A 20,642-nucleotide genomic window follows, 5' to 3' on the forward strand; every position below is an offset into this window, starting at 1 on the left:
GAGTTGTCACTGAAACAAGTGAATAAAGTTACGGCGGAAATAGCGGCAGGGAAACGCCCGGACCCATCCCGAACCCGGAAGCTAAGCCTACCAGCGCCGATGATACTACCCACCCGGGTGGAAAAGTAGGACACCGCCGAACACAAATTGGAATCGCCCCCCACGATCACGTGGGGGGCGATTCTCTTTTGCGCATATTCCCGCGGCCGAATTCCATCAAATTGCGGGCGAATTGTGGGCCAATAGAACTTGGCCGTATCCTTTGCAGGACGACGCTTGACACGAACACGTGAAGGAAGGGCCTACGTGCCCCAGGACAATCAGGGCGGCAGGCCGGAACGGCGCCCGCAGCGCGGGGCGCAATCGGCCGCCCGACGGCCCCGCCGCGATCAGCGCGACCATCTCGGGGCGCCGAGGACCTCGGGGCCGCAGCGGGCCCGCCCGGTCCAGCCGCGGAACGAGGACGATCAACAGCGTCCCAGCGGTCCGCCGATTCCGCCCGAGATCGAGGCCAAGCAACTCGCCCCGGAGGTCCGTGGCGAGCTGACCACCCTGGACCGCACCACCGCCGACTTCGTGGCCCGCCATCTGGTCGCCGCCGGCGAGCTTCTCGACGAGGATCCGGAGGCCGCGCTGGCGCACGCGCGCGCGGCGCGGGCCCGTTCCGGTCGCATCGCCGCGGTCCGCGAAGCGGTCGGGATCGCGGCCTACCAGTGCGGCGACTGGGCGCAGGCGCTCGCGGAGCTGCGCGCCGCCCGCCGGATGGGCAGCCGCTCACCGCTTCTCGCGCTGATCGCCGACTGCGAACGCGGCGTGGGGCGCCCGGAACGCGCCATCGACCTCGCGCGCAGCCCCGAGGCGGCCGAGCTCACCGGCGACAACGCAGACGAACTGCGCATCGTGGTGGCCGGCGCCCGTTCCGATCTGGGCCAGCACGAGCAGGCCCTGGCGGTGCTGTCGACCCCGCAGCTCGACCCGTCGCGCACCGGGCAGACCGCTGCACGGCTGTTCTACGCCTACGCCGAGACGTTGCTGGCCCTCGACCGCGCCGACGAGGCGGTGCAGTGGTTCCTGCACGCGGCGGCCGCCGACCTCGAAGGAGCCACCGACGCCGAAGACCGGGTCACGGAGCTGTCCTGACGTGACCTCGCTTGCCGAACAACATGATTGCCTGCTGCTCGACTTGGACGGCACGGTGTTCCGCGGACACGAGCCCACCCCGGGGGCGGTCGAGACGCTGGCCACCGTCGATGCCCGCGTCCTCTACGTCACCAACAACGCTTCGCGTGACGCGGGCCAGGTCGCCGGGCACCTGCGGGAGCTGGGCTTCACCGCCGAGCCGGGCGATGTCGTCACCAGTGCGCAGAGTGCGGCCCGCCTGCTCGCCGGCCAACTTGCGCCGAATGCCAAGGTGCTCATCGTCGGCACCGAGTCACTGGCCAACGAGATCGGCGCCGTCGGGTTGACCCCGGTGCGCGAGTTCTCCGACGCCCCGGTCGCCGTCGTGCAGGGTCACTCAACGGAGACGTGCTGGGCCAACCTCGCCGAAGCGGCGCTGGCGATCAGGTCCGGTGCGCTGTGGGTCGCCGCCAACGTCGACAAGACGCTGCCCTCGGAGCGCGGTCTGCTGCCCGGCAACGGCTCGATGGTTTCCGCGCTGCGCACCGCCACCGATCAGGACCCGCAGGTCGCCGGCAAGCCGTCGCCGGTGCTGATGGCAGATGCGTTGGCCCGCGGCGACTTCCGCAACCCGCTGGTGGTCGGCGACCGCCTCGACACCGACATCGCGGGCGCCAACGCCGCCCGACTGCCCAGCCTGATGGTGTTGTGCGGAGTCAACACCGCCGCCGACGCGGTCTGGGCCATCCCCGGGGAACGTCCGGGCTACCTCGCCGAGGATCTTCGGGCCATCACCACCGACGCCGAGATGCTACGCGTCGCTCCGCACCCGGCCTGGCGGATCGAGGTCGGGCCGTCGGCGCTGACGGTGCACTCGACCGGCGCCGAACCGGGCGACGATCTCTCGATGGTGCGTGCGCTGGCCGCCGCGGTGTGGGAGCTCGACGGCGACCGGCGCCCGTCGGCGGTCACCGCCGCCGACGACGCGGCACGACAGGCCGTCGACCGGTGGTCGCTCGGTGCGGTGGCGATCGACTAGCGTGAACACCGAGATGAGTACCGACCCCGACCAGATTCGCGCCCAGGTCGCCGAACTTCTGGGCGAGCCGACCGAACCGTCGGCCTCCGATCCGGCCGCTGACCTGGATTCCGTCGCGGCGCGCCTCGAGGAGGCGCACGAACTCCTGGTGCGCGCGCTGGAATCGGTCGAGAAGGGCTGATCCGCGTGACGCGGCGCGCTCGTGTGGACGCCGAGCTGGTGCGGCGTGGCCTGGCCAGGTCGCGCCAGCAGGCCGCCGAGCTGATCGGCGCGGGCCTGGTGAGCATCGACGGGATGCGCGCGGCCAAGCCTGCGACGGCGATCCCGCTCAATGCCAATCTCACCGTCGAGGAGGCCGACGAGCACTCCTGGGTGTCACGGGGTGCGCACAAGCTGATCGGCGCACTCGACGCGTTCGGGGTCCCCGTCGCGGGCCGGCGCTGCCTGGATGCCGGCGCCTCGACCGGCGGATTCACCGAGGTGCTGCTCGACCGCGGCGCCGCGGAGGTCATCGCCGTGGACGTCGGCTACGGCCAGATCGCCTGGTCGCTGCGCACCGACCCGCGCGTGACGGTCATGGAACGCACCAACGTGCGGGAGCTGACCGTCGACGCCGTCGGCGGCCCGGTCGACCTGGTGGTGGCCGACCTGTCGTTCATCTCGCTGGCGATGGTGCTGCCGACGCTGGTCGGGTGCGCGTCACGGTCCGCCGATATCGTTCCCATGGTGAAGCCGCAGTTCGAGGTCGGCAAGGATCGTGTCGGATCCGGCGGGGTGGTGACGGATCCGATGCTGCGCGCCGAAGCCGTGGCCTCGGTGGCCCGTCGTGCCGCCGAACTGAACTGGCACACCGTGGCGGTCTGCGCCAGCCCGTTGCCGGGCCCAGCCGGCAACGTCGAGTACTTCCTGCTGTTGCGCGCCGAGACCGCCGGGGCCCTGACCGGAGCGGCGCTGGACGCCGCGATTCGGCGCGCCGTCGACGAGGGGCCGCAATGACCCACCGGGAACGTTCCATCCTGCTCGTTGTGCACACCGGCCGCGACGAGGCCACCGAGACGGCGCGCCGAGTAGAGAAGGTGCTGGGCGACAACGGAATTGCACTGCGAGTGCTCTCCGCCGAAGCCGTCGACCGGGGCCCGGTGCACCTGGCGCCCGACGACATGCGCGCGCTCGGCGTCGACATCGAGGTCGTCGACGCCGACGAACGCGCCGCCGAGGGATGTGAACTGGTGCTGGTGCTGGGCGGCGACGGCACGTTCCTGCGGGCCGCCGAACTGGCCCGCAACGTCGAGATCCCGGTGCTCGGCGTCAACCTCGGCCGGATCGGCTTCCTGGCCGAGGCCGAGGCCGACTCGATCGACGCGGTGCTGGACCGCGTGATCACCCGCGATTACCGCATCGAGGAGCGGATGACGCTCGACGTCGCGGTTCGCGCCGGCGGGGAACTGCTGGACCGCGGCTGGGCGCTCAACGAGGCCAGCCTGGAGAAGGGCCCCCGGCTGGGGGTGCTCGGCGTCGTGGTGGAGGTGGACGGGCGCCCGGTGTCGGCGTTCGGCTGCGACGGCGTGCTGGTGTCCACGCCGACGGGGTCCACCGCCTACGCCTTCTCGGCCGGCGGACCGGTGCTGTGGCCCGATCTGGAGGCCATTCTCGTGGTGCCCAACAACGCCCACGCCCTTTTCGCACGGCCGATGGTCACCAGCCCGGCGGCGACGATCGCGATCGAGATCGAGGCGACCGGCCATCCCGCGCTGGTGTTCTGCGACGGCAGGCGCGAGATGCTGGTGCCGGCCGGCGGACGGCTGGAGGTGACCCGGTGCGCTACCCCGCTGAAGTGGGTACGCCTGGACAGCGCACCCTTCACCGACCGGTTGGTGCGCAAGTTCCATTTGCCGGTGAAGGGCTGGCGCGGACAGTAGTGCTCTCCGAGATCCACATCGAGTCGCTGGGGGCGATCAGCGCCGCGACCGCCGAATTCGACGGTGGTCTGACCGTGCTCACCGGCGAGACCGGCGCAGGTAAGACCATGGTCGTCACCGGCCTGCACCTGCTCGGCGGGTCCCGCGCCGACGTCACCAAGGTGCGCTCGGGCGCCGACCGGGCGGTCGTCGAAGGCCGCTTCGTCACAACCGAACTCGGCGCGGCGGTGGCCGCGCAGGTGGACGAGATCCTGGATTCCTCGGGTGCCGAACGCGACGACGACGGCAGCGTGATCGCCGCACGCTCGGTGACCCGAGACGGTCCGTCCCGGGCCTACCTCGGCGGGCGCAGTGTGCCGGCGAAGTCGCTGAGCGGATTCACCAACGAATTGCTGACCCTGCACGGTCAGAACGATCAGCTCCGGCTGATGCGCCCCGACCAGCAGCGGGGGGCGCTGGACCGCTACGCCGAGGTCACCGGCCCGCTCGAGCACTACCGCACCGTCCGTGAGGAATGGCTCGCGGCCCGGCGTGACCTGGCCGACAGAAGGCGCCGGGCCAGGGAGCTGGCCCAGGAGGCCGACCGGCTGCAGTTCGCCCTGCACGAGATCGACGCGGTGGCACCGCAACCCGGCGAGGACGAGGACCTGGTCGCCGACATCCGCCGGCTCAGCGAGCTCGACGCGGTGCGCGAGGCCGTGCAGACCGCCCGGGCCGGACTGGCCGGTGACGGCGAGGACGTCGTCGACGGATTCTCCGCCACCGGAGCTGTCGGGCAGGCCCGTGCGGCGCTCGGGGGCACCCACGACGCAGAGCTGAAGGCCCTGGCCGAGCAGCTCGGGAGCGCGCTGACGGTGCTCGTCGACGTATCCGGTGAGCTCGGCCGCTATCTGTCCGAGCTGCCCAGCGACGCAAGCTCGCTGGAGTCCAAGCTGGCCCGACAGGCCGAGCTGCGGACCCTGACCCGCAAGTACGCCGCCGACATCGACGGGGTGTTGTCGTGGGCGCGCGAGTCGCGGGACCGGCTGGCCCAGCTCGACGTCTCCGAAGAGGCACTGGCCGACCTGGCCCGCCGCGTGGAAGGGCTGCAGGCCAAGGTCGCCGCGGCAGCGCAGGAGCTGACCAAGGTGCGGGCCAAGGCCGCCAAGGGCCTGTCCAGGGCGGTCACCGAGGAGCTGGCCGGGCTGGCGATGGCCGGTGCCGAGTTCACCATCGCGGTGACCCCGCTACCGGCCCGCGAAGGCGACAGTGCGCCGCTGGAACTGCCCACCGGCACCACGGTGCACGCCGGTCGCGACGGTGTGGACGCGGTCGAGTTCGGCTTCGCCCCGCACCGGGGCTCCGACATCCTGCCGTTGAACAAGAGCGCGTCGGGCGGCGAGCTGTCCCGGGTGATGCTGGCGCTGGAGGTGGTGCTGGCCGCATCCACCGAGGGCACCACGATGGTGTTCGACGAGGTCGATGCCGGTGTGGGTGGACGCGCGGCGGTCCAGATCGGCCGCCGGCTGGCCCGGCTGGCCCGCACCCACCAGGTCATCGTCGTCACCCACCTGCCCCAGGTCGCCGCGTATGCCGACGTCCACCTCGTCGTCGACAGCGCGGCCGACGGCCGTGGCGGACGGGCCAAGTCCAGCGGGGTGCGCCGGCTCGACGAGGACGACCGGGTCGCCGAACTGGCCCGGATGCTGGCCGGGCTGGGGGAGTCCGACAGCGGCCGCGCCCATGCCCGCGAGCTGCTCGACGCCGCCCGCGGCGACCGTGAGCAGGCCGAGTGACTTGTGTGACAGATGTGAAAAGACTTAACTAATGAGGCTGGTGTTACGGCGCGCCTCCGACGGATAACGGTCGATCCTGGCCAGAATCGCCGCATGAAGATGTCAGCGCTGCTGTCCCGTAATGCCAGCTCACGCCCCGGTATCACCGGCACCGCCCGGGTGGACCGCGACATCGACCGGCTGCTGCGGCGCGTCAGCCCCGGCGACATCGTCGTGATCGACGTCCAGGATCTCGACCGCATCACCGCCGACGCACTGGTCGAGGCCGAGGTGGCCGCCGTGGTCAACGCCTCCCCGTCGATCTCGGGGCGCTACCCGAACCTGGGGCCGGAGGTGCTGGTCGCCAACGGCATCACGCTGGTCGACGAAACCGGCCCGGAGGTCTTCAAGAAGGTCAAGGACGGCGCCCGGGTCCGGATCAACGAGGGCGGCGTCTACTCCGGTGACCGCCGGCTGATCCTGGGCACCGAACGCACCGACGCCGACATCCACGAGTTGATGCAGGAAGCCAAGGGCGGCCTGGTCGAGCACCTCGAGGCGTTCGCCGGCAACACCATCGAGTTCATCCGCAGCGAGAGCCCGCTGCTGATCGACGGCATCGGCATCCCCGACATCGACGTCGACATGATTCGCCGCCACGTCGTGGTCGTCGCCGAGGAGCCCTGCGCGGCAGCCGATCTCAAGGCGCTCAAACCGTTCATCAAGGAGTACCAGCCGGTGCTGGTCGGTGTCGGCACCGGTGCCGACACGCTGCGCAAGGCGGGCTACCGTCCCCAGCTGATCGTCGGCGACCCGGACACCATCAGCACCGAGGTGCTGCGGTGCGGTGCGCAGGTGGTGCTGCCCGCCGACGCCGACGGTCATGCCGCGGGCCTCGAGCGCATCCAGGACCTCGGCGTGGGCGCGATGACGTTCCCGGCCGCCGGCTCGGCCGCCGACCTGGCCCTGCTGCTGTGCGACCACCACGGCGCCTCGCTGATCGTGACCGTGGGTCACACCGCCTCCATGGAGGAGTTCTTCGACCGCACCCGCCAGCAGAGCAACCCGTCGACGTTCCTGACCCGGCTCAAGGTCGGCGAGAAACTCGTCGACGCGAAGGCCGTCGCGACGCTGTACCGCAGCCGGGTCTCCGGTGGCGCGATCGCGCTGCTGGTGCTCGCCATGCTGATCGCGGTGATCGCCGCGCTGTGGGTGAGTCGCGCCGACGCCGCGGTGCTGGACTGGGTGATCGACTACTGGAACCGGTTCACCCTGTGGGTGCAGAACCTCGTCTCGTAGGGGGCCGACCGTGATCTCGCTGCGTACGCACGCCATCTCGCTGGCCGCGGTGTTCCTGGCGCTGGCCATCGGGATCGCCCTGGGCTCGGGACTGCTGTCGGACACCGTGCTGTCCGGGCTGCGCGCCGACAAGAGCGAGCTGGGCGACCAGATCGACGCGCTCACCGACGAACGCAATGCGCTCAACGAGAAGTTGAGTGCGGCAAGTGATTTCGATGCCCAGATGGCCCCGCGGATGCTACGGGACAGCCTGGCGGACAAGTCGGTGGTCGTCTTTCGCACGCCCGACGCCGCCGACGACGACGTCGACGGGCTGAGCCGGCTGGTGACGCAGGCCGGTGGCACGGTCACCGGCACCGTCGCGCTCACCCAGGAGTTCGTCGACGCCAACTCGGCGGAGAAGCTGCTCTCGGTGGTCAACTCGCCGATCGTGCCCGCCGGCGCACAGCTGAACACCGCGACCGTCGACCAGGGTTCGCAGGCCGGCGACCTGTTGGGCATCGCGCTGCTGGTCAACCGGGATCCGGCGGCGCCGCCGATCGACGACGCCCAGCGCGACACCGTGCTGGCCGCGCTGCGCGACACCGGTTTCATCACCTACGGCACCGAACACATCGGCGCGGCCGACACCGCGCTGGTGGTGACCGGCGGTGCGCTCGGTGACGATGCGGGCAACCAGGGTGCCACCGTCGCCCGGTTCGCGGCGGGGCTGGCCCCGCACGGCTCCGGCACGGTGCTGGCGGGCCGGGACGGTTCGGCGACGGGCACCTCGGCGGTGGCCGTCGCACGTTCCGACGCCTCGCTGAACTCCGCGGTCAGCACGGTCGACGACATCGGCGTGGAGTCCGGCCGGATCACCGCGGTGCTGGCGCTGGGCGACCTGATCGCCGGCGGAAAGCCCGGCCAGTTCGGCATCGGTCAGGGTGCCGCCGCCGTCACCGTCCCGCAGTAGCGGGGCACGGCGCCCGCGTGTCAACAACGCCGTGCCGGAGTCGGTGTTAGGGTGGGGTTCCGTGGGTCGGCAGGCCCCAAACCGGGTTTCGGCCCAGCACAACAAGCCCTGCCCGTCGTCACGGAGGTAGCACTTGCCTGGTCATGCGAAGCCGTTACGCAAGCACCCGCAGACCGCCACCAAGCACATCTTTGTCACCGGTGGTGTGGTGTCATCGCTCGGCAAGGGCCTCACGGCGTCCAGCCTCGGCCAGTTGCTGACCGCGCGGGGCCTGCAGGTGACCATGCAGAAGCTCGACCCCTACCTCAACGTCGACCCCGGCACCATGAACCCGTTCCAGCACGGCGAGGTCTTCGTCACCGAGGACGGCGCCGAGACCGACCTCGACGTCGGCCACTACGAACGTTTCCTGGACCGCAACCTGTCCGGCTCGGCCAACGTGACGACCGGCCAGGTGTACTCCTCGGTGATCGCCAAGGAGCGGCGCGGCGAGTATCTCGGCGACACCGTCCAGGTGATCCCGCACATCACCGACGCGATCAAGGAACGCGTCCTGGCGATGGCCGACCCGGACGGCAAGGGAAACCGGCCGGACGTCGTCATCACCGAGATCGGCGGCACCGTCGGTGACATCGAGTCGTTGCCGTTCCTGGAGGCCGCCCGCCAGGTCCGCCACGAGGTGGGCCGGGAGAACTGTTTCTTCCTGCACTGCTCGCTGGTGCCCTACATGGCCCCGTCGGGCGAGCTGAAGACCAAGCCGACCCAGCACTCGGTGGCGGCGCTGCGCAGCATCGGCATCACCCCGGACGCGCTGATCCTGCGCTGCGACCGCGACGTGCCCGAGCCGCTGAAGAACAAGATCGCGCTGATGTGCGACGTCGACATCGACGGGGTCATCTCCACCCCGGACGCCCCGTCCATCTACGACATCCCCAAGGTGCTGCACCGCGAGGAACTCGACGCCTACGTGGTGCGGCGGCTGAACCTGGCGTTCCGCGACGTCGACTGGACCCAGTGGAACGACCTGCTGCGCCGGGTGCACGAGCCCCGCGAGACCGTGCGAATCGCCCTGGTGGGCAAGTACATCGACCTCTCCGACGCCTACCTGTCGGTCGCCGAGGCGTTGCGCGCGGGCGGGTTCGCCCACCACGCCAAGGTGGAGATGCGCTGGGTGGCCTCCGACGACTGCGAAACCGACACCGGTGCCGCCGCGGCACTGGCCGACATCGACGGCGTGCTGATTCCCGGCGGTTTCGGGATCCGCGGCATCGAGGGAAAGATCGGCGCGATCCGCTACGCCCGCAAGCGCGGCCTGCCGGTGTTCGGGCTGTGCCTGGGCCTGCAGTGCATCGTGATCGAGGCGGCCCGCTCGGTGGGCCTGTCGGGCGCCAACTCCGCGGAGTTCGACCCGGCCACCCCCGATCCGGTGATCTCCACGATGGCCGACCAGCGCGACGCGGTGGCCGGTGAGGCCGATCTCGGCGGCACCATGCGACTGGGCGCCTACCCGGCGGTGCTGGAGCCGGATTCGATTGTGGCCCATGCCTATGACGCGACCGAGGTGTCCGAGCGTCACCGGCACCGCTACGAGGTGAACAACAGCTACCGCGACAAGATCGGCGAGAGCGGTCTGCGGTTCTCGGGCACTTCGCCCGACGGTCACCTGGTCGAGTTCGTCGAGTACCCGGCCGAGGTGCATCCCTTCCTGGTCGGCACCCAGGCGCACCCGGAGCTCAAGAGCCGCCCCACCCGCCCGCACCCGCTGTTCGTGGCGTTCATCGGTGCGGCGCTGGACTACAAGAACGAGGAACGGCTACCCGTAGAAATCCCGGAGATTCCGGAGATCCCCGAGCCGCCCGAACACCGGGCCAACGGCGCCGAGCACGCCCTCGAGGACGCCCCGGCCCGTGGCTGAGAACGATCCCGGCAGGCACCAGTTCTCCACGGCGGCATCGGAAACGCTCCACATCGGCAAGATCTTCGCGCTGCGCTCCGACGAGGTCCGGATGCCCGCCGGCCGAACCGCGCGCCGCGAGGTCGTCGAGCACTTCGGCGCGGTGGCGGTGGCCGCCCTGGACGGGGACGGCCGCATCGTGCTGGTCCACCAGTATCGGCATCCGTTCGGCCGCCGGCTGTGGGAGCTGCCCGCCGGTCTGCTCGACCTCGGCGGCGAACCCCCGCACGTCACCGCGGCGCGCGAACTCGCCGAGGAGGCGGGCCTGGCCGCCGAGCACTGGCGCACGCTGATCGATCTGGACTCCGCACCGGGGTTCTGCGACGAGAGCGTGCGGGTGTTCCTGGCGACCGGCCTGTCCGACGTCGAGCGTCCCGAGGCGCACGACGAGGAGGCCGACCTGACCCTGCGGCGGTTCACGCTCGAGGACGCGGTCGCGATGGTCTACGCGGGCGAGATCGTCAACTCGACCGCGGTGGCCGGCGTCCTGGCCGCGCATGCCATGACCGATGCCGGGGCACTGCGTCCCGTCGACGCTCCGTGGCCGGACCGGCCGACGGCCTTCGCGCGGCGGATGGGGCATCTGTGACGCAATCCCCGGTGTCGCTGGGTGTGTCCCTGGGTGACCAGGTGCAGGGCTACCTCGACCACCTGGCGATCGAGCGTGGGGTGGCGGCCAACACGCTCAGCTCCTATCGCCGGGACCTGCGGCGATACACCGAGCACCTGGCAGCCAGGGGCATCGACGATCTGGCCGCCGTCGCCGAGGCCGACGTCAGCGAGTTCCTGGTGGCGCTGCGCCGCGGGGATCCCGACAACGGTGTGGTGCCGCTGTCGGCGGTGTCGGCCGCCCGGGCCGTCATCGCGGTGCGTGGGCTGCACCGGTTCGCCGCCGCCGAGGGCATCGCCGCGATCGACGTCGCCCGCGAGGTCAAGCCCCCGACCCCGAGCCGCCGGCTGCCGAAGAGCCTGACCGTCGACGAGGTGCTCGCGCTGCTGGAGGCCGCGGGCGGGGACAGCGAGGCCGACGGTCCGCTCACGCTGCGCAACCGGGCGCTGCTGGAACTGCTGTACTCGACCGGCGCCCGGATCTCCGAGGCCGTCGGCCTGGACCTCGACGACGTCGACACCGCGGCCCGCTCGGTGCTGCTGCGCGGCAAGGGCGGCAAGCAGCGGCTGATCCCGATCGGCCGGCCGGCGGTCGCCGCGCTGGACGCCTACCTGGTGCGCGGGCGTCCCGACCTGGCCCGCCGCGGCCGAGGCACGCCGGCGATCTTCCTCAACGTCCGGGGTGGCCGGTTGTCCCGGCAGAGCGCCTGGCAGGTGCTGCAGGACGCCGCCGAGCGGGCCGGGATCACCGCCACGGTGTCCCCGCACGTGCTGCGCCACTCGTTCGCCACCCATCTGCTCGACGGCGGCGCCGACGTGCGCGTCGTGCAGGAACTGCTCGGGCACGCCTCGGTGACCACGACGCAGATCTACACCATGGTGACCGTCAACGCGCTGCGCGAGGTGTGGGCGGGCGCCCATCCGCGGGCGCGCTGAGGACGACGATCAAGCGGCGAGGGACGAGCCGCGTTGAGAAGTCCGACCAGACGGGCTCAGCGGTCAGCCCCGGTACACCGACTCCAACACCAGATCGGGCACCAGCGACTGGTACTCGAGGTGGGTCTTGTGCTCGACGGTGTCCCACAGCGTGCCCTGGTGCTCGCGCAGGTAGGAGCGGTAACCGGGTGCGCCGGGCATCCCGACGTTGTCGGCGACCACGATCGTCCCCGGGTGCAGCCAGCCCCGGCCGAGGATGCTGCGCAGATCGGCCAGGTAGGCGTTCTTGTCGTGGTCGATGAACACCAGGTCCACCGCACCGGCGCCGAAGCCGTGTTTCACGCTCCAGGGTGTCGAGGGTACGGCCGCCGTCGCCGATGGTGCCGACCACGCAGCGGACCCGGTCGGCCACCCCGGCGTGCGTCCAGATACGCTGCGCCACTTCGGCGTTGGCGGCCGAGAACTCGACGGAGACGACCCGTGCCGCGGGCGCCGCGCGGGCGATGCGCAGCGCGCTGTAGCCGCAGTAGGTGCCGAGTTCGAGTACCAGGTCCGGTGCGGCCCGACGAACGGCCGCATCGAGCAGCAGGCCCTTCTCGTCGCCGATGTTGGCCAGCACGGCCCGCTGCCGGGCGAACGTGTCGATCGCCGCCAGCGCGGCGTCGATGTCGCCCGGCCCGGTGGTTTCCTCGACGTGGGTCGCGCACGCCGCCTCGCGCCCGTCACCGATCTGGCCGGTTTTCAGGAACGACCGCATGCCCAGCGCCCAACGCCCCCAGTAGCCAAGTCGGCTCAGCACAGCCATGCCTCCAGGGTAGGCAGCCCCCGCCGGCCGCGACCGTGCGCCCAGTGCGAATCTGCCGCCGATTTTTCGCAGTGGGTTCACGTTCGGCGCCGCTCGGCCGGCCGTCCGGGGAATCGGCGAGGATCTTGCCTGCGGGTCTGCCTCACCGGCGCGACGCTCACCGTTAAACTTGCCGCGATGTCCGCCATGCCCGTGGGTTGCCCGACCAGCGACGGTCCGGTATGAGCGACCCCACCGGCGGTGCGCCGGCCGATCCGGCCGGGACCGTCGGCCCGCCCGTGGAGCCCGAGCCGACGCCCGGCCTGACCGGCCGGATCCCTCGGCACATCCCCGAACCGGCCCCGCGGACCAGCCATGGGCCGGCCAAGGTCATCGCGATGTGCAACCAGAAGGGCGGCGTCGGCAAGACCACCTCCACCATCAACCTGGGCGCCAGCCTGGCCGAATACGGCCGGCGGGTGCTGCTGGTCGACCTCGACCCGCAGGGCGCGCTGTCGGCCGGGCTCGGGGTACCGCACTACGAGCTCGAGAACACCGTGCACAACCTGCTGGTCGAGCCTCGGGTGTCTATCGACGACGTGCTGCTGAGCACCCGGGTGCCCGGCATGGACCTGGTGCCCAGCAACATCGACCTGTCCGCGGCCGAGATCCAGCTCGTCAACGAGGTCGGCCGGGAGCAGTCGCTGGCCCGCGCGCTGTACCCGGTGCTGGACCGCTACGACTACGTGCTGATCGACTGTCAGCCGTCGCTGGGCCTGCTCACCGTCAACGGGTTGGCGTGCGCCGACGGCGTGATCATCCCGACCGAGTGCGAGTTCTTCTCGCTGCGCGGGCTGGCGCTGCTCACCGACACCGTCGACAAGGTGCACGACCGGCTCAACCCGAGGCTGTCGATCAGCGGGATCCTGATCACCCGCTACGACCCGCGCACCATCAATTCCCGTGAGGTGATGGCCCGGGTGGTCGAGCGGTTCGGCAACCTGGTGTTCGATACCGTGATCACCCGCACGGTACGCTTCCCGGAGACCAGCGTCGCCGGTGAGCCGATCACCACCTGGGCGCCGAAATCGGCTGGCGCCGAGGCGTATCGGGCGCTGGCGCGTGAGGTCATCCACCGGTTCGGCGCGTGAGCGGGTCGGCGCCCCAGGACGAACCCGGCCCCACCGGCTTCCAGGTTCGGCTGAGCAACTTCGAGGGTCCGTTCGACCTGCTGCTGCAGTTGATCTTCGCGCACCGGCTCGACGTGACCGAGGTGGCGCTGCACCGGGTCACCGACGAGTTCATCGCCTACACGAAGGTGATCGGCAGCCAGCTGGGCCTCGACGAGACGACGTCGTTCCTGGTGGTCGCCGCGACGCTGCTGGACCTCAAGGCGGCCCGGCTGCTGCCCGCCGGCGAGGTGCACGACGAGGAGGACCTGGCGCTGCTCGAGGTCCGCGATCTGCTGTTCGCCCGGCTGCTGCAGTACCGGGCGTTCAAGCACGTCGCCGAGATGTTCGCCGAGCTGGAGGCCGCGGCGATGCGCAGCTACCCGCGCGCGGTGTCGCTGGAGCAGCGCTTCGAGGACCTGCTGCCCGAGGTGATGCTCGGGGTGGACGCCGAGCGGTTCGCCCAGATCGCCGCCGCCGCGTTCACGCCGCGCCCCGTCCCCACCGTGGGCATCGATCATCTGCACCAGGTCGAGGTGTCGGTGCCCGAACAGGCGGCCAACCTGATGACGTTGCTGCAGGGGCGCGGGATCGGGCACTGGGCATCGTTCTCCGAGCTGGTCGCCGACTGCCAGGCGCCGATGGAGATCGTCGGCCGGTTCCTGGCGCTGCTCGAACTGTACCGGGCCCGGGCGGTAGCATTCGATCAGCCAGAACCGCTTGGTGTGCTCCAGATTTCGTGGACCGGAGAGCGGCCGACCAGCGATCAACTGGCCACCGCAGACACCGAATAGCACGGACAGAAAGACCGATGACTGACGACTTCGCGCCGGAGAGCACGGCCGAGCTGGATCTCGAGCCCGCCCCCGGCCTCCACTCGGATCTGGAGGATGCCGAGCTCGACGCGGCGCTCGAGGCGCTGCTGCTGGTCGTCGACACCCCGGTCAGCGTCGAAGCGCTGGCCGCCACCACCGATCAGCAGCCCGCCCGGGTGGCCGACCGGCTGCGGCAGATGGCCGACGGGCTGGCCGCCCGCGACAGCGGTATCGACCTACGGGAAGCCGGCGGCGGATGGCGGATGTACACCCGGGCCAAGTTCGCCCCCTATGTGGAGCGGCTGCTGCTCGACGGCGCCCGGTCGAAGCTGACCCGCGCGGCCCTGGAGACGCTGGCGGTGATCGCCTACCGCCAGCCGGTGACCCGGGCACGGGTCAGCGCGGTGCGCGGGGTCAACGTCGACGCCGTGATTCGCACACTGCTGGCACGCGGCCTGATCACCGAGGCCGGCACCGACGCCGACTCCGGTGCGGTGGCCTTCGCCACCACCGAGTTGTTCCTGGAGCGGCTGGGCCTGACCTCGCTGACCGACCTGCCCGACATCGCGCCGCTGCTGCCCGATGTGGACGTGATCGACGACCTGTCCGAAACCCTCGGGGAAGAGCCCCGCTTCATGAAGCTCAACGGTGCGGCCGCGCCCGCACCCGACGCATCCTTCGACGTGGACCGGGATTGACGATGACCGAAGACAACGGTGTGCGGCTGCAGAAGGTGTTGTCCCAGGCCGGAATTGCGTCGCGGCGCGTCGCCGAGAAGATGATCCGCGACGGCCGGGTCGAGGTCGACGACGTCATCGTCACCGAGCTGGGCACCCGGGTGGATCCGGCGGTGTCGGTGATCCGGGTCGACGGCGCGCGGATAACCGTCGACGACACCCTGGTGCACCTGGCGATCAACAAGCCGCGCGGGATGCACTCCACGATGTCCGACGACCGGGGCCGGCCCTGTGTCGGCGACCTCGTCGAGCACCGGGTCCGCGGCAACAAGAAGCTGTTCCATGTCGGACGGCTGGACGCCGACACCGAGGGTCTGTTGCTGCTGACCAACGACGGCGAACTCGCGCACCGGCTGATGCACCCGTCGTTCGAGGTGCCCAAGACCTATCTGGCCACCGTGCTGGGCTCGGTGCCGCGCGGGCTGGGCCGCAAGCTGCGCGACGGCATCGAGCTCGACGACGGGCCGGTGCGGGTGGACGACTTCGCCGTCGTCGACGCGATGCCGGGCAAGTCGCTGGTGCGGGTGACGCTGCACGAGGGCCGCAAGCACATCGTGCGCCGGCTGCTCGCCGAGGTCGGCTTCCCGGTGCAGGACCTGGTGCGCACCGACATCGGTGCGGTGTCCCTGGGCGATCAGCGCCCGGGCAGCATCCGGGTGCTGACCCAGAAGGAGATCGGCGAACTGTACAAGGCGGTGGGGTTGTGAGCCGGGCACTGGTGATCGCCATCGACGGCCCGGCGGGAACGGGAAAGTCCTCGGTGGCAAGGGGTTTGGCGACCTCGCTGGGGGCCCGCTACCTGGACACCGGCGCGATGTACCGGATCGTCACGCTGCACGTGCTGCGCCGCGGCATCGACCTGACCGACGCGACCGGGATCGCCGCGGCGGTCGGCGACATCGACCTGGCCGTCGGTCACGACCCGGGGGAGGACCGGTCGTTTCTGGCCGGCGAGGACGTGTCGGCCGAGATCCGCGGGGATGCGGTGACCAAGGCCGTGTCGGCGGTCTCGGCGGTGCCCGAGGTGCGCGCCCGGCTGGTCGGCATGCAGCGGGCGCTGGCCGGCGGGTCGGGCCATGTGGTGGTGGAGGGCCGCGACATCGGCACCGTGGTGCTGCCCGACGCCGACGTGAAGATCTTCCTGACCGCCTCGGCCGAGGAACGTGCGCGGCGGCGCAACGACCAGAACGTCGCGGCCGGCCTGCCGGGCGACTACGAGGCGGTGCTGGCCGACGTCAAGCGCCGCGACCACCTCGACTCCACCCGCGCGGTGTCCCCGCTGCGTGCCGCCGACGATGCCGAGGCGGTGGACACCAGCGACATGAGCCAGGCCGAGGTCATCGCGTTCCTGACCGGGCTCGTCGAGCAGAGGGCGGGGGCCACCCGATGACCGACGACGGAACGTGGGCCGACGAGAGCGACTGGGAGCTGGGAGCCGAAGAGGTCGCGGAGGCGATCGAGGAGGCGTCGGCGCCGCCGCCGGTGGTGGCCGTCGTCGGGCGGCCCAACGTCGGCAAGTCCACCCTGGTGAACCGGATCCTGGGCCGGCGCGAGGCCGTCGTGCAGGACGTCCCCGGGGTGACCCGCGACCGGGTGTCCTATGACGCGTTGTGGTCCGGGCAGCGGTTCGTCGTGCAGGACACCGGCGGCTGGGAGCCCGACGCCAAGGGCCTGCAGCAGCTCGTCGCCGAGCAGGCGTCGGTGGCGATGCGCACCGCCGACGCGATCATTCTCGTCGTCGACGCCACCGTCGGCGCCACCTCGGCCGACGAGGCCGCCGCCAGGATCCTGCAGCGCTCCGGCAAGCCGGTGTTCCTGGCCGCCAACAAGGTCGACACCGAGCGCGGCGAGGCCGACGCCGCCGAGCTGTGGTCGCTGGGGCTGGGGGAGCCGCACCCGGTCAGCGCCATGCACGGGCGCGGTGTCGCCGACCTGCTCGACGTCGTCGTCGACGCGCTGCCGACCATCTCCGAGGCCGCGGGCGCCGGCGGTGGTGGACCGCGCCGGGTGGCGCTGGTAGGCAAGCCCAACGTGGGCAAGTCCTCGTTGCTCAACCGGCTGTCCGGCGACGAGCGCTCGGTGGTGCACGACGTCGCGGGCACCACCGTCGACCCGGTCGACTCGCTGATCGAGATGGACGGCAAGCTGTGGCGCTTCGTCGACACCGCCGGGCTGCGCCGGAAGGTCGGGCAGGCCAGCGGCCACGAGTTCTACGCCTCGGTGCGCACCCACGGGGCGATCGACTCCGCCGAGGTCACCATCGTGCTGATCGACGCGTCGCAGCCGCTGACCGAGCAGGACCAGCGCGTGCTGTCGATGGTGATCGAGGCCGGCCGGGCGCTGGTGCTGGCGTTCAACAAGTGGGACCTCGTCGACGAGGACCGCCGCTACCTGCTGGACCGTGAGATCGACCTGGACCTCGCACAGCTGCAGTGGGCGCCGCGGGTCAACATCTCGGCCAAGACCGGCCGCGCCGTGGCGAAGCTGGTGCCGGCGCTGGAGACCGCGTTGCGGTCCTGGGACACCCGCGTGCCCACCGGGCGGCTGAACACGTTCTTCAAGGAGGTGGTGGCCGCCACGCCGCCGCCGGTGCGCGGCGGCAAGCAGCCCCGGATTCTGTTCGCCACCCAGGCCACCGCTCGCCCGCCGACGTTCGTGCTGTTCACCACCGGCTTCCTGGAGGCCGGCTACCGCCGGTTCCTGGAGCGCCGGCTGCGCGAGACGTTCGGCTTCGAGGGCAGCCCGATCCGGATCAACGTGCGGGTCCGCGAGAAGAGGGGAGCCCGCTCCCGGTGATTTCGGTGTGAATCTCGTCGCTGAGCGCCGATGAGCACACCGAAATCGCTCGGCTAGGGTCTCTCTGGTGCCCGTCATCGACATGGTCCTCATCGCGCTGGCGGGCGTCGGGGCCGGTGCGATCAACGCGCTCGTCGGCTCGGGCACGCTGATCACCTTCCCGACGCTGGTGACGCTGGGCTATCCGCCGGTGACGGCGACGATGTCCAATGCGGTCGGCTTGGTCGCCGGCGGGGTATCGGGGACCTGGGGCTACCGCCGCGAACTGCGCGGCCAGGGCAACCGGCTGAAGTGGCAGATCCCGGCGTCGCTGCTCGGGGCCGGGTGCGGTGCCTGGCTGCTGCTGCATCTGCCGGAAAAGGTGTTCACCCAGGTGGTGCCGGTGCTGCTGGTGATCGCGCTGGCGCTGGTGGTGGTCGGCCCGCGCATCCAGGACTGGGCGCGCCGGCGTGCCGAGCTGACCGGGCGCTCCGCGGAGCATCTGTCGCCGCGACGGCTGACGGCGCTGGTCGTCGCGACGTTCGCGATCGGTGTCTACGGCGGCTACTTCACCGCCGCACAGGGCATCATGCTGATCGCCGCGATGGGCGCGCTGCTGCCCGAGGACATGCAACGGATGAACGCGGCGAAGAACCTGCTGTCGCTGCTGGTCAACATCGTGGCCGCGGCGGCCTACACCGTGGTGGCGTTCGACCGGATCAGTTGGGCGGCGGCCGGCCTGATCGCGGTGGGGTCGCTGGTCGGGGGTTTCCTCGGGGCGCACTACGGGCGGCGCCTGTCACCCGACGCGCTGCGGGCCGTCATCGTCGTGGTGGGACTGATCGGGCTCTACCGGCTGTTGACCGTGTAGTCTGACCGAAGCTTTTTCCGGGTTCAGTGGTGATGGAGATGTCGATGGCGGAATGCGTGCTGGTCGCACCGGCGCCGTCCGACGCGTCCGCGCTGGAGCCTTTCTGGCCGTCGCGCCGGCTGATGGCGTTCGACGAGTGGTGTTGTCCGCGTCCCTGACGCACGCCCACCCGTCCATCGCGGTCCCTTGTCGGTGATCGCAGTCCCCGAAAGCAGCCATGCGTTCGCTTCTCATCTTCACGCTCGTCGGCGTCGGAGCCCAGCTGGTCGACGGCGCCCTGGGCATGGCGTTCGGCATCACCGCCACCACGCTGCTGGTGCTCTCCGGCGTCGGCGCCGCCCAGGCCAGCGCTGCGGTGCACCTCGCCGAGGTGGGCACCACGTTCGCCTCCGGGCTCTCGCACTGGAAGTTCCGCAACATCGACTGGTCGCTGGTCGCCAAGCTGGGCGGCCCCGGGGCGGTGGGGGCGTTCCTCGGCGCGACGGTGCTGTCGTCGCTGGCCACCGAGCACGCGGCCCCGCTGATGGCCGGGATCCTGGTCGCGATCGGCACCTACGTGCTGCTGCGGTTCTCGCTGCGCACACCGCTGACGTTCGGCCACCACGGCTCCAGCCACAGCGCGAAATTCCTTGCACCACTGGGACTTTTCGGCGGCTTCATCGACGCCTCCGGTGGCGGCGGCTGGGGCCCGGTGACCACCAGCACGTTGCTGTCGCAGGGCAAGACCGCGCCGCGGACGGTCATCGGCTCGGTCAGCGCCTCGGAGTTCCTGGTGTCGGTGTCGGCGTCGCTGGGCTTCCTGATCGGGCTGCGCGAGGAGTTCCTGGCGAACTGGCCGGTGGTGGTCGGGCTGATGGCCGGCGGGGTGATCGCCGCGCCGTTCGCCGCGTGGCTGGTGAGCCGGGTCAGCCCGGCCCTGCTGGGCACCGCGGTCGGCGGGGTCATCGTGCTGACCAACAGCCAGAAGCTGGTGCACTTCTTCGGGATCCACTGGCCGTGGTCGTCGGTGATCTACGGGTTGATCATCGTGGCGTGGGTGTCGCTGGTGCTCTACGCCTGGCGGGTGTCGCGGGCCCCGAAGTTCGCCCCGGAGACGCCTTCGGTGGCGGCGGGGGAGTCGGAGTCGGAATCGGTCACGCGGTGATCCAGGGTGGTCGCAGGGCGTCGGTCCGGCGCGGCATCGCCCGCCGACCACGCGGTTTCGGTCTGGGCGGGGGCCTGAGGTAGGCTTTCGACCGCCTACCGGTGATCCCGGAGGCACCACGGGCTGTGGCGCAGCTTGGTAGCGCACTTGACTGGGGGTCAAGTGGTCGCAGGTTCAAATCCTGTCAGCCCGACCGTTTAACCAGCACGAATGCAAGTCCGTGCAAGGTGCGTGCAAGATGCGGCGTGGTCTCCCAACCCAAGGAGAACCAGCCCATGACCACCAAGTACCCCGTCGACAGCGCCTACTACGACTGCTGCAACGCCATCGGCACCCACACCGAGCAGTGCCCCGGCCCTGACATCCCGGTCCCCGCCGGCGCCACCGCGGACGGCTGGAACAGTATCGGCGCCGACGGTGTCCTGGTGCGGGGGCTGGAGTGGTCACGCCACGACACCGCGAAGGTCGGCGTCGGCGTCGACGGTTTTCAAGATTCCACGGGCGCCGTGTGCCGCAGCATCAACCTCTACCTGCGAAGCGGCGAGGACCTTGGCGCCGACGACGCCCGCGCCCTGGCCGCGAAACTGATCGAGGCCGCCGACAAGCTCGACGCGATCAGCTAGCCCAACAGCCCCACGTTCGGCCCGTCACCAACACGGTGGCGGGCCGACTGCGTTGACCATAGTTTTTACTGACCTCAGTAAAAACCTCGGCAACCACGGTCATCACGACCGTCGTGGCAACTGCCGCCGGGGCCGAAAGTTTC

At 70.8% G+C, this 20,642-nt stretch carries 20 protein-coding genes, 1 tRNA gene, 1 rRNA gene and 1 pseudogene; 22 read left to right on the forward strand and 1 reads right to left on the reverse strand.

Annotation, left to right across the window (positions count from 1 at the left end; genetic code table 11):
• Positions 1-29 precede the first annotated feature (29 nt).
• From rrf to xerD, 12 genes are all read left to right on the forward strand, one after another.
• Positions 30-142, forward strand: a 5S ribosomal RNA gene (gene rrf, locus JDV09_RS20940).
• A 164-nt stretch (positions 143-306) separates the two neighbouring features.
• Positions 307-1,140: a tetratricopeptide repeat protein gene (locus JDV09_RS20945; RefSeq protein WP_221371065.1), complete on the forward strand. Its 834-nt coding sequence runs from the start codon at positions 307-309 to the stop codon at positions 1,138-1,140.
• Position 1,141: 1 nt separating this feature from the next.
• On the forward strand, positions 1,142-2,158 hold the full coding sequence (locus JDV09_RS20950; protein ID WP_221371066.1) for an HAD-IIA family hydrolase: 1,017 nt from the start codon (positions 1,142-1,144) through the stop codon (positions 2,156-2,158).
• Between the two features lie 13 nt (positions 2,159-2,171).
• Entirely contained in the window at positions 2,172-2,339 is a 168-nt protein-coding gene (locus JDV09_RS20955) for a hypothetical protein (RefSeq protein WP_221371067.1), read from the forward strand.
• 5 nt (positions 2,340-2,344) lie between these two features.
• On the forward strand, positions 2,345-3,154 hold the full coding sequence (locus JDV09_RS20960) for a TlyA family RNA methyltransferase (RefSeq protein ID WP_221371068.1): 810 nt from the start codon (positions 2,345-2,347) through the stop codon (positions 3,152-3,154).
• The gene (locus tag JDV09_RS20965) at positions 3,151-4,077 is read left to right on the forward strand and encodes an NAD kinase (protein WP_221371069.1); all 927 of its coding nucleotides are present in this window, start codon (positions 3,151-3,153) and stop codon (positions 4,075-4,077) included. Before JDV09_RS20960 ends, JDV09_RS20965 begins: the two co-directional genes overlap by 4 nt.
• A complete protein-coding gene (recN, locus tag JDV09_RS20970) occupies positions 4,077-5,852 on the forward strand; it encodes a DNA repair protein RecN (RefSeq protein WP_221371070.1) in 1,776 nt (591 codons plus the stop codon). The genes JDV09_RS20965 and recN overlap by 1 nt, the downstream gene beginning before the upstream one ends.
• A 93-nt stretch (positions 5,853-5,945) precedes the next feature.
• The gene (gene steA, locus JDV09_RS20975) at positions 5,946-7,130 is read left to right on the forward strand and encodes a putative cytokinetic ring protein SteA (protein ID WP_221371071.1); all 1,185 of its coding nucleotides are present in this window, start codon (positions 5,946-5,948) and stop codon (positions 7,128-7,130) included.
• 10 nt (positions 7,131-7,140) lie between these two features.
• Positions 7,141-8,082 (forward strand): copper transporter, encoded by a 942-nt coding sequence (locus tag JDV09_RS20980; RefSeq protein WP_221371072.1) that lies wholly within the window; start codon positions 7,141-7,143, stop codon positions 8,080-8,082.
• 133 nt (positions 8,083-8,215) lie between these two features.
• Complete coding sequence (gene pyrG, locus JDV09_RS20985; RefSeq protein ID WP_221371073.1) at positions 8,216-9,997, forward strand: CTP synthase; 1,782 nt, start codon at positions 8,216-8,218, stop codon at positions 9,995-9,997.
• Entirely contained in the window at positions 9,990-10,625 is a 636-nt protein-coding gene (locus tag JDV09_RS20990) for an NUDIX domain-containing protein (protein ID WP_221371074.1), read from the forward strand. The genes pyrG and JDV09_RS20990 overlap by 8 nt, the downstream gene beginning before the upstream one ends.
• Positions 10,622-11,581 (forward strand): site-specific tyrosine recombinase XerD, encoded by a 960-nt coding sequence (xerD, locus tag JDV09_RS20995; RefSeq protein ID WP_308124191.1) that lies wholly within the window; start codon positions 10,622-10,624, stop codon positions 11,579-11,581. The genes JDV09_RS20990 and xerD overlap by 4 nt, the downstream gene beginning before the upstream one ends.
• Before the next feature lie 63 nt (positions 11,582-11,644).
• On the opposite strand, the pseudogene JDV09_RS21000 reads toward xerD, so the two are convergent.
• Positions 11,645-12,386, reverse strand: a pseudogene (locus JDV09_RS21000) (O-methyltransferase).
• Between the two features lie 221 nt (positions 12,387-12,607).
• Between JDV09_RS21000 and JDV09_RS21005 the strand changes: the two are divergent.
• The 10 genes from JDV09_RS21005 to JDV09_RS21050 all read left to right on the forward strand — a co-directional run bounded on the left by JDV09_RS21005 (position 12,608) and on the right by JDV09_RS21050 (position 20,499).
• Complete coding sequence (locus JDV09_RS21005; RefSeq protein ID WP_221371075.1) at positions 12,608-13,516, forward strand: ParA family protein; 909 nt, start codon at positions 12,608-12,610, stop codon at positions 13,514-13,516.
• Entirely contained in the window at positions 13,513-14,328 is an 816-nt protein-coding gene (locus JDV09_RS21010; protein WP_221371076.1) for a segregation/condensation protein A, read from the forward strand. Before JDV09_RS21005 ends, JDV09_RS21010 begins: the two co-directional genes overlap by 4 nt.
• Positions 14,329-14,345: 17 nt before the next feature.
• Positions 14,346-15,047: an SMC-Scp complex subunit ScpB gene (scpB, locus tag JDV09_RS21015; RefSeq protein WP_221371077.1), complete on the forward strand. Its 702-nt coding sequence runs from the start codon at positions 14,346-14,348 to the stop codon at positions 15,045-15,047.
• Positions 15,048-15,049: 2 nt separating this feature from the next.
• Entirely contained in the window at positions 15,050-15,793 is a 744-nt protein-coding gene (locus tag JDV09_RS21020) for a pseudouridine synthase (protein ID WP_221371078.1), read from the forward strand.
• Positions 15,790-16,476 (forward strand): (d)CMP kinase, encoded by a 687-nt coding sequence (gene cmk / locus JDV09_RS21025; RefSeq protein WP_221371079.1) that lies wholly within the window; start codon positions 15,790-15,792, stop codon positions 16,474-16,476. Before JDV09_RS21020 ends, cmk begins: the two co-directional genes overlap by 4 nt.
• Complete coding sequence (gene der / locus JDV09_RS21030; protein ID WP_221371080.1) at positions 16,473-17,882, forward strand: ribosome biogenesis GTPase Der; 1,410 nt, start codon at positions 16,473-16,475, stop codon at positions 17,880-17,882. Before cmk ends, der begins: the two co-directional genes overlap by 4 nt.
• Positions 17,883-17,949: 67 nt before the next feature.
• Entirely contained in the window at positions 17,950-18,732 is a 783-nt protein-coding gene (locus tag JDV09_RS21035) for a sulfite exporter TauE/SafE family protein (RefSeq protein ID WP_308124192.1), read from the forward strand.
• A gap of 217 nt (positions 18,733-18,949) precedes the next feature.
• Positions 18,950-19,876 (forward strand): sulfite exporter TauE/SafE family protein, encoded by a 927-nt coding sequence (locus JDV09_RS21040; protein ID WP_221371081.1) that lies wholly within the window; start codon positions 18,950-18,952, stop codon positions 19,874-19,876.
• Positions 19,877-19,995: 119 nt separating this feature from the next.
• Positions 19,996-20,069 (forward strand) — tRNA-Pro (locus JDV09_RS21045).
• 82 nt (positions 20,070-20,151) lie between these two features.
• On the forward strand, positions 20,152-20,499 hold the full coding sequence (locus tag JDV09_RS21050; RefSeq protein WP_221371082.1) for a hypothetical protein: 348 nt from the start codon (positions 20,152-20,154) through the stop codon (positions 20,497-20,499).
• The last annotated feature ends 143 nt before the right edge of the window (positions 20,500-20,642 follow it).

The sequence above is a fragment of the Mycolicibacterium xanthum genome, from assembly GCF_019710635.1.
GTDB lineage: Bacteria > Actinomycetota > Actinomycetes > Mycobacteriales > Mycobacteriaceae > Mycobacterium > Mycobacterium xanthum.